General features: G+C 36.2%; 9 protein-coding genes. 5 read left to right on the top strand and 4 right to left on the bottom strand.

The window, feature by feature from the left end; all coding sequences use genetic code 11:
- Window positions 1–179 precede the first annotated feature (179 nt).
- From H7U22_RS05000 to H7U22_RS04990, 3 genes are all read left to right on the top strand, one after another.
- Entirely contained in the window at window positions 180–554 is a 375-nt protein-coding gene (locus H7U22_RS05000; protein ID WP_187070248.1) for a response regulator transcription factor, read from the top strand.
- 345 nt (window positions 555–899) lie between these two features.
- The gene (locus H7U22_RS04995) at window positions 900–2,219 is read left to right on the top strand and encodes an alpha/beta hydrolase (protein WP_187070247.1); all 1,320 of its coding nucleotides are present in this window, start codon (window positions 900–902) and stop codon (window positions 2,217–2,219) included.
- Window positions 2,220–2,486: 267 nt separating this feature from the next.
- Window positions 2,487–3,440: a YihY/virulence factor BrkB family protein gene (locus H7U22_RS04990; RefSeq protein WP_187070246.1), complete on the top strand. Its 954-nt coding sequence runs from the start codon at window positions 2,487–2,489 to the stop codon at window positions 3,438–3,440.
- A gap of 3 nt (window positions 3,441–3,443) precedes the next feature.
- On the opposite strand, the gene H7U22_RS04985 is transcribed toward H7U22_RS04990, so the two are convergent.
- A complete protein-coding gene (locus H7U22_RS04985) occupies window positions 3,444–3,863 on the bottom strand; it encodes a secondary thiamine-phosphate synthase enzyme YjbQ (protein ID WP_187070245.1) in 420 nt (139 codons plus the stop codon).
- 166 nt (window positions 3,864–4,029) lie between these two features.
- Complete coding sequence (locus tag H7U22_RS04980; RefSeq protein ID WP_187070244.1) at window positions 4,030–4,470, bottom strand: hypothetical protein; 441 nt, start codon at window positions 4,468–4,470, stop codon at window positions 4,030–4,032.
- A gap of 471 nt (window positions 4,471–4,941) precedes the next feature.
- Between H7U22_RS04980 and kduI the strand changes: the two genes are divergently transcribed.
- Window positions 4,942–5,784 carry a 5-dehydro-4-deoxy-D-glucuronate isomerase gene (gene kduI / locus H7U22_RS04975; protein WP_187070243.1) on the top strand — a complete coding sequence of 281 codons (843 nt, stop codon included), beginning with the start codon at window positions 4,942–4,944 and terminating at the stop codon, window positions 5,782–5,784.
- Window positions 5,785–5,877: 93 nt separating this feature from the next.
- Entirely contained in the window at window positions 5,878–6,645 is a 768-nt protein-coding gene (locus H7U22_RS04970; RefSeq protein WP_187070242.1) for an SDR family oxidoreductase, read from the top strand.
- A 73-nt stretch (window positions 6,646–6,718) separates the two neighbouring features.
- On the opposite strand, the gene H7U22_RS04965 is transcribed toward H7U22_RS04970, so the two are convergent.
- Together H7U22_RS04965 and H7U22_RS04960 are read right to left on the bottom strand one after the other, a co-directional pair.
- The gene (locus H7U22_RS04965; protein WP_187070241.1) at window positions 6,719–7,345 is read right to left on the bottom strand and encodes a carbonic anhydrase; all 627 of its coding nucleotides are present in this window, start codon (window positions 7,343–7,345) and stop codon (window positions 6,719–6,721) included.
- 59 nt (window positions 7,346–7,404) lie between these two features.
- A complete protein-coding gene (locus H7U22_RS04960; protein ID WP_187070240.1) occupies window positions 7,405–7,914 on the bottom strand; it encodes a flavodoxin family protein in 510 nt (169 codons plus the stop codon).
- Window positions 7,915–7,975: the final 61 nt, after the last annotated feature.

Raw genomic sequence — 7,975 nt, 5'->3', positions numbered from 1 at the left:
CTCCTGCTGAGCGGGATGTACCACAGCACCAACAGTGCCACCATCGGTGCGGGCACAACCTACAGGAACCGCCTAACCATCCTCACCCAGTACACCACCAACACTTCCGACCTGCAGAGCTACAGCAACGGGGAAGTGGAGATTGCGTTGAAATATAGTTTTAAATAGGGAGGTCATTTATGAAGATTCTAATGGCTGGAGCGCAGGGAATCGTTCAAGACGGGCTCAGGCTTGTTCTTAAAAGTACTTGGCCAGAATGTAAGATGTTTGAGACAGCGAAGATTGAAAAGAAGAGCAATTTAATTGCAAAATGGGGAATTGATCTGGCCATTCTTGAAATGAATATGCCTGGCAATGAAAATATGGAAGACCTTGTGCGTTCGATAACTGGGCGCACAAAGGTTATTGTTTTAGCACCATACGATAAAAATAGCCACCGCACAGAGTCATTGCAAAACGCAGGTGTAAGTGAGGTTATATTCAAGGATACCACGATAGAAGAAATGCAGATGGTATTGTTATCTATGTTTGCATTAGGTTCCTCGTTATTCTAAACGGTTTTTAGCTTTTTCTCCTTCGGAGAGGGCTGGGGCTATTATAAGCCTTGATACGTGTCTCCACAGACCATGAACAATCGTTTCCGATAATAGATCTGATTTTAAATTCTGTGTATTCTGTGCTTCCGTGGCGAACTTTATTTTAGCTTTCAAACATTTGTTGGGATATCTTCTGTGTTTCCGTAGTAATTATTCCACACAATTTTATGGAAAAAGTAAACTATAAATGTTAAAAATAGTTAAAACTAAAAAATTAGTTGATTTTAAGAAATTTCAGAACCAAATATTATTAACTTTGATGTGTTAAAAAAAAATCAACCAAACACAACACATCATATATACATGAAGAAAAGTATTTTATTCGTAATTGCTTTGCTATTTACCACAGCAGCATTTTCTCAAAACGTGATCAGTTTATTTAATGGCGCAAATAATTTTTTTGCTTTGATGCAGGAAGAAAAATTTGCCGATGCCCGTGGATATTTTGATGAGAACATGAAATCAAAAATCACCGAAGAAAATTTAAAAAAACTTTGGGAAGATATAAACACCAAATTAGGAAAGGCAGAATCTCTAGAAGCCATTCAAAGTAAAACACAGGGAGAATTTTTTTCGGTAACCGTTGAAGGCAAATTTGCAAATGGGAGTCAAAATTTCTTAGTTGGTTTCAACAAAGAACAAAAAATTGTTGGTCTCTTTCTAGTGCCTTCACAAACGGCTAAAGAATATTTAAAACCTGCCTACGCCGATACCAATTTATATGTTGAAAAATCAGTTTATGTTACTTCAGGGAAACATCAGCTTGCTGCAATAATTACGACGCCGAAAAATGTTAAAAATTTCCCAGTTGTGGTAATGGTTCATGGTTCTGGCCCAGGCGATTTAGATGAAACTGTTGGCGTAAATAAACCTTTTAAAGATCTTGCTGCTGGTTTAGCGGGCAAAGGAATTGGATCTTTACGTTACGTTAAAAGAACGCTAATTTATGCAAACGAATTTGCTGGTGTTTTTACAGTTAAAGAAGAGGTTTTAGATGATGCTGTTGCCGCCCTCACGATGGCAAAAACGATTCCTAATGCCGATTTAAAAAGTATTTACCTGTTTGGTCACAGTTTGGGAGGAATGTTAGCACCTAGAATCGCTACTTTATCTCCAGATTTAGCCGGAATTATTTTAGCTGCAGCACCTGCAAGGCCATTTACCGATATCGTAATTGATCAAAATAAATATATGTTTTCCTTATCTAAAGATACTTCTGCAGTGAACAAAAAAAGATTGGATACTGCAATAATGGATATAGAGCAGAGCAGAATTAAACAACTCGGTACCAAAATTAAAGCAGATTCTGCTATTTTAGGTTTACCCGCCAGCTATTGGATCGATTTAAATAATTATGATCAAGTTGCTGCAGCTAAAAAATTAAGCAAACAAAGGATTTTCGTAATACAAGGTGGTAATGATTTTCAAGTAAGCAAAACAGATTTCGACATTTGGAATACTGCTTTAAGCAAAAAGAAAAATGCCAAGCTGAAATTTTATCCAGAGTTAAATCACTTGTTAAGTCCACAAACTGAAAAGACAAGTGCCGCACAATATCAAGTTCCCGTTAGTGTATCAGAAATTCTGATTAATGATGTTGCCACATTCATCAAAGAAAAATAGACAATCGCTAGCCATAATATTCTTGTTGAGACTAAAGCCTGATTTTTATCAGGCTTTTTTGCGTTGTAAAATTTGGCAGAACTAGGTCTCAAATTCTCCAGTTCGTTAGAAATTAGTATGAACAATTAATCGCTTTTCTAATAAAAAAATATTGAATTTTTAATAAGGAATTTCAATCGAACGAAAATAAATTGCCAAACAAATTGAAAAATAAGGGGTTTAAGGGTTAGGAAACAGTTTCTAGTTTTCATATAATCTATCAATTTTATGGCTAAAGAGAAAGTTACTTTTAAGGGGATTTGGGGTATTTTAAAAGCATCATTTAATGGTTTTGGCGATCATAAGGTAACCAAGCTTAGTGGTTCGTTAGCATATTATACGGTATTTTCTATGGCACCTTTACTGGTTGTAATTATCTCACTTTGTGGAATATTTTTAGGGAGAGAAGCAGCAGAAGGGCAAATTTATGGACAGCTTGATGGTTTTTTAGGAAAGGACACGGCTTTACAACTGCAACAAATTATTAAGAACGCCTCACTCAGTGGCAAAGGTACGGTTGCATTTACTATTGGATTAATTACCCTTTTGGTTGGTGCGACAACTATTTTTGGTGATATTCAAGATTCAATAAATACCATTTGGGGATTAAAGCCAAAGCCAAAAAGAGGATGGTTAAAAATGATTCAGAATCGTTTTCTTTCCTTTTCCGTAATTATTAGTTTAGGCTTTGTGCTTTTAGTTTCTTTGGGGGTAACCACTATTTTAGATACTTTTAGCAACAATTTGCAAGCTCGATATGCCGATGTTTCTGTTATTGTTTTTTACGTGATCAATCAAATTGTAACGCTTGCTGTAATTTCTTTAATTTTTGGCGTAATATTTAAAGTTTTGCCAGATGCCATTATAAAATGGAAAGATGTAATTGCCGGATCGATTGTAACGGCACTTTTATTTATGGCAGGCAAGTTTGCCATTTCGCTTTACATTGGGCAAAGTAATGTTGGCAGTACGTATGGCGCTGCAGGTTCATTGGTTGTGGTACTGCTCTGGACTTATTATTCTTCTATTATTTTATATTTCGGAGCCGAATTTACAAAGGCTTATGCAGTTGCTTACGGATCAGAAATTTATCCTTCGCACTATGCGGTAACCATGAAAGAAGTTGAAGTAGAAACCGGAAATAAGTCTATTCAGGAAAACCACCCAGGCATAGAGAAGTAAATTTTATTCTCCCCAAGCGGTGATGATAATGCTTCTTTGTCCGCCACGGTTTCTATGTTCGCAAAGATAAATTCCCTGCCAAGTTCCGAAAGCTAATCTCCCGTTAGTTATGGGAATAGTTACCGAACTGCCAAGAAGTGCAGATTTTAAGTGCGCTGGCATATCATCAGATCCTTCATAATCATGTTCGTAATCTGGATCATTTTCGCGAACGGTTTTGTTAAAAAACATTTCAAAATCTGCTCTCACCGTAGGATCTGCATTTTCATTGATAGTTAAAGATGCTGAAGTATGTTGGATAAAAATCTGACAAATGCCAATTTTAATCTCAGAGATTTGAGGTAAAGCATTTAAAATTTCTGCTGTAATTAAATGAAAGCCTCTGCGTCTTTCTCTTAATGATATTGCTTGTTGAAAAATCATATGTGTTTATTGCTTGAAAATCCACCCAACCTGCATATTATCGTCGTTAACCAGTTGGCAATTGCCAAAGTTACCCAATACGTTTGGCGGTTTCGCCTGCTTTAAAATTAATTTATCGGCGCTCAAAAATTAAATCAATCAATAAATTTGTTGCTGTATAAAGCATTTAATCTTTTTTCATGTTGTTTAACACAGCAGCAGTAACCAAACCACCAATTAAATACCAAGTAACGGTTAAGATTTTGGTTTTTTCAGTTCTGTTTACCGGGGCATCATCTAATCCCATTTTGCTTGGAAGACTAATTGCACCAAAACCAGCCGTTAAACCTGCAAAAGCGCCTTTTAAGAAAACGTTTTTTTTACTTCCATAACCAATCGCACTAAAATATAAGCTGTTACTAACCAAATCGCTTGCTAAGGTTGCGAGATATAAATTATCACCTACAGGTGCACTTAAGTTTAATTTGTGTAATGATTTGGATAACGCTTCTTCGCCAATTCTATGTACTCTTGGGGCATCCTTATCAAACCTTCTAACGGTTTCGTGCAAAATGTTTAATACACTAGCCCCTGCAAATCCTGCTAATAATGCTTTTAATATCTTCATAGTAATAGAAGCTTGTAAAACAGGAAATTGTTTTGGAGAATAACAACGAAAGTGGCTTATAAAATGCGAGGTTTTTGTTTTCGCTTAATTACTTCGTCCTTCCGATTAGTTTATTCCTGCCGTCATTCCAGCACAGGCGAGAATCTTAATGCTTTGGTAGGTATGTGTTGTACTTTAGGATTCCCGATCGAGATGGGAATAACGAAGCGCCGTAACGATGTTATGGTTATAAAATATTTTAGTAAACAGTTAAGAAACACTCCGCCAGGTGGGTACTCCTCCAAAATAGGAAATGTTAATTACCTTTAGTTGCGTTTTCTTTAAAGATCCAATCTTTAATCGTTATTTCAACGTTAATTTTTAATAAAGTTGAGTATTCATTCAATTATTAAGCATGGTATAAATATATTTGCGAAGGCTTGATTTGAAATCAGATCTATCCAAATATTCTCACATCTCAAAATCAATATAATGAATAATCATTTCGAAAGTCGGTATGCTCAAAGTCCAAAAGAAGTTAAACAGATGGATACCGCTACTTTACGCGATAACTTTTTAATCGAAAATGTTTTTGAAGCCAATCAGGTAAACTTAACATTATCTCATTTTGATCGATACATAGTTGGAGGAGCGATGCCGGTAGATCAAAAATTAGAACTCCCGAATCCTGATGATTTGAAAGCAAATTACTTTTTGGAAAGAAGAGAACTTGGAATTATAAACGTTGGCGGCAAGGCAGTAGTTACTGCTGATGGAATTCAATATGAATTAGAGTACAAAGAAGCGTTATATATTGGAAAAGGTACAAAAGAGGTTTCATTTGAATCAGTAAATCAAGATCAACCCGCTAAATTATACATCAATTCTGCTCCAGCGCACCATACGTATCCATCAAGAAAAGTAAGTAAAGCTGATGCTGAAATTGTAGAACTGGGAACGCCAGAAACGGCAAATCACAGAGTGATTAACAAACTTTTAGTGAATAGCGTTTTACCAACTTGCCAATTGCAAATGGGAATGACCGAACTAAAATCGGGTAGTGTTTGGAATACCATGCCGGCACATACTCACGATAGAAGAATGGAAGCTTACTTTTATTTTGAAGTTCCTAAGGGACAAAGTGTGTGTCATTTTATGGGTCAGCCACAAGAAACTCGCCATATTTGGATGCAGAATGATCAAGCCGTAATTTCGCCAAATTGGTCTATCCATTCGGGTGCTGGAACCAGCAACTACACTTTTATTTGGGGCATGGCAGGAGAAAATCTTGATTATGGCGATATGGATCATTGTGCCATAACCGAATTGAAATAAATTTACACGAGGTCATACTGGCCTTCAACATTTGTCATCCTGAGCTCGTCGAAGGATATCGAAAGGCTAGATATAAATATAATCAACTAAAAAATGTCATCAAACATATTCAATTTAGCAGGTAAAACTGCATTAGTTACAGGTTGCAAAAGAGGAATTGGGAGAGCAATGGCTTTGGCTTTGGCCGAAGCAGGAGCCGATGTAATTGGAGTTTCCGCTAGTTTAGAACTTCAAGATAGTAGCATAGAAAAAGAAGTTTTGGCGCTGGGTAGAAGATTCTATGCTTATCAATGCGATTTTAGCAATCGTGAAGCAACGTTGGAATTCGCAAAAACAGTTAAAGCCGATCATCCCATTATCGATATTTTGGTAAACAATGCCGGAACAATTCTGCGTAAACCAATTGCCGAGCATCCTGATGAATATTGGGATGAAGTAATTGCCGTAAACCAAACTGCACCATTTATTTTAACCCGAGAAATTGGCAGAGATATGATTGCGAGAGGTTCTGGGAAAGTAATTTTCACCGCATCGCTTTTATCTTTTCAAGGTGGAATTACGGTTCCGGGTTATGCTGCAAGTAAGGGTGCAATTGCTTCCTTAACTAAAGCATTTGCAAATGAGTGGGCATCAAAAGGGGTAAATGTAAATGCAATTGCGCCAGGCTACATTGCTACAGATAATACATCAGCATTGCGTGAAGATCAGGATAGAAGTACTTCTATTTTGGCTCGAATTCCTGCAGGTAGATGGGGAACCCCAGAAGATTTTAAAGGACCAACGCTATTCTTGGCTTCATCTGCCAGCGATTATGTGCATGGAACAATATTAACGGTTGATGGTGGCTGGATGGGTCGTTAATTAGTGCCGATTATCAAATAAAACAGCTATCAATTAGGCAATTAATTGATAACTGTTTTATAAATTGCTACTCTTAATAAAGATTATAAATCTCTTTAATGTCCTTCAAAATTGCATCAAAATCAATTTTTAGATCAATTAATTTTCCTGTCCTAATATCGAAAACCCAGCCATGTACAGTTAAGCCACGAAGTGTAATCGCCTCTTGAACGGCAGCTGTTTTTAGTAAGTTTACGCACTGTTCTTGAACATTCAATTCTACCAATCTATCGTAACGTGCGCTTTCGTCTTCAATTTTTCCAAGCTCATCTCTATGAATGCGATAAACATCGCGGATGTTTCTAAGCCATGGATTTAAAATTCCCATATCGGCAGGTTGCATAGCCGCTTTTACGCCACCGCAATTGTAATGGCCACAAACAACAATATGATTAACTTTTAAGTGGCGTACGGCATAGTTTAAAACCGTCATTACATTTAAATCTACATTGTTAACCAAGTTAGCAATGTTGCGATGAATAAATGCTTGGCCCGGCTGAATACCCATTAAATCTTCGGCAGTAACCCGACTATCAGAGCAACCGATATACAAAAACTCTGGACTTTGGCCTTTTGCCAAATTGGTAAAATAATCAGGATCTATTGCCAACTTTTCGGCAATCCACTTATCGTTGTTTTTAAATACTTCTTCTACGTTCATGTTAATTAAGCTATTATTGTTTTTACTAACGTAATGTTATGAGGTGTAAATTTTAAATGTTATTCTGCCATAAAACTAAAAAAAGATTTCCTAATTTCTAACAACTCATCATCGGTAATCTTTTCATTTGCATTAAAATAAACACTTCCTTTAAAATTCATTTCCAAATAATTTGCAGTCATGTAAAATGGTGTGGTAAAACCGTCGGGCAGGTTTGCATCCGTTCCAACGGCCATCAAATTCATTGTTTTGCCCTTTAAGTTTCTTCCAACTTCTTTGTTTAAGGTAACCCAATCGGTTAAGCGATCAAACAAATTCTTCATTCGACCACTCATCGAATACCAATAAACCGGAGTTGCAAAAATTAGATGCTTGTGGTAAAGAATTTCTTTGCCAAAGGTTTCAAAACGATCTTCCTCAGGATATTTGTTATCATAATTATAAGGCAGGAAATAATGTTCAATTAAGTTAATTTGAGTATGTTCAACGCCTTCCAAAAGCTTACTTAAAAACTTTTGAGTATCGCCATTCAATCTGGCACTTCCATTAATAATTAAGATTTCAGACATCTAACATCAAATTATATATCTTTAACAAAACAAATAAATAAATGTTGGTTTTAAATTAACA

It is taken from the genome of Pedobacter fastidiosus (assembly GCF_014306625.1).
GTDB lineage: Bacteria > Bacteroidota > Bacteroidia > Sphingobacteriales > Sphingobacteriaceae > Pedobacter > Pedobacter fastidiosus.
Note: the sequence above shows the minus strand (reverse complement) of the source record. Positions and strands in the feature narration are given on the sequence as shown.

Coding starts and splice junctions, on each gene's coding strand:
- H7U22_RS04960 (WP_187070240.1), bottom strand. CDS start 7,914: ATGTCTGAAATCTTAATTATTAATGGAAGTGCCAGATTGAATGGCGAT.
- H7U22_RS04990 (WP_187070246.1), top strand. CDS start 2,487: ATGGCTAAAGAGAAAGTTACTTTTAAGGGGATTTGGGGTATTTTAAAA.
- H7U22_RS04970 (WP_187070242.1), top strand. CDS start 5,878: ATGTCATCAAACATATTCAATTTAGCAGGTAAAACTGCATTAGTTACA.
- H7U22_RS04995 (WP_187070247.1), top strand. CDS start 900: ATGAAGAAAAGTATTTTATTCGTAATTGCTTTGCTATTTACCACAGCA.
- H7U22_RS04980 (WP_187070244.1), bottom strand. CDS start 4,470: ATGAAGATATTAAAAGCATTATTAGCAGGATTTGCAGGGGCTAGTGTA.
- H7U22_RS05000 (WP_187070248.1), top strand. CDS start 180: ATGAAGATTCTAATGGCTGGAGCGCAGGGAATCGTTCAAGACGGGCTC.
- H7U22_RS04965 (WP_187070241.1), bottom strand. CDS start 7,345: ATGAACGTAGAAGAAGTATTTAAAAACAACGATAAGTGGATTGCCGAA.
- H7U22_RS04985 (WP_187070245.1), bottom strand. CDS start 3,863: ATGATTTTTCAACAAGCAATATCATTAAGAGAAAGACGCAGAGGCTTT.
- kduI (WP_187070243.1), top strand. CDS start 4,942: ATGAATAATCATTTCGAAAGTCGGTATGCTCAAAGTCCAAAAGAAGTT.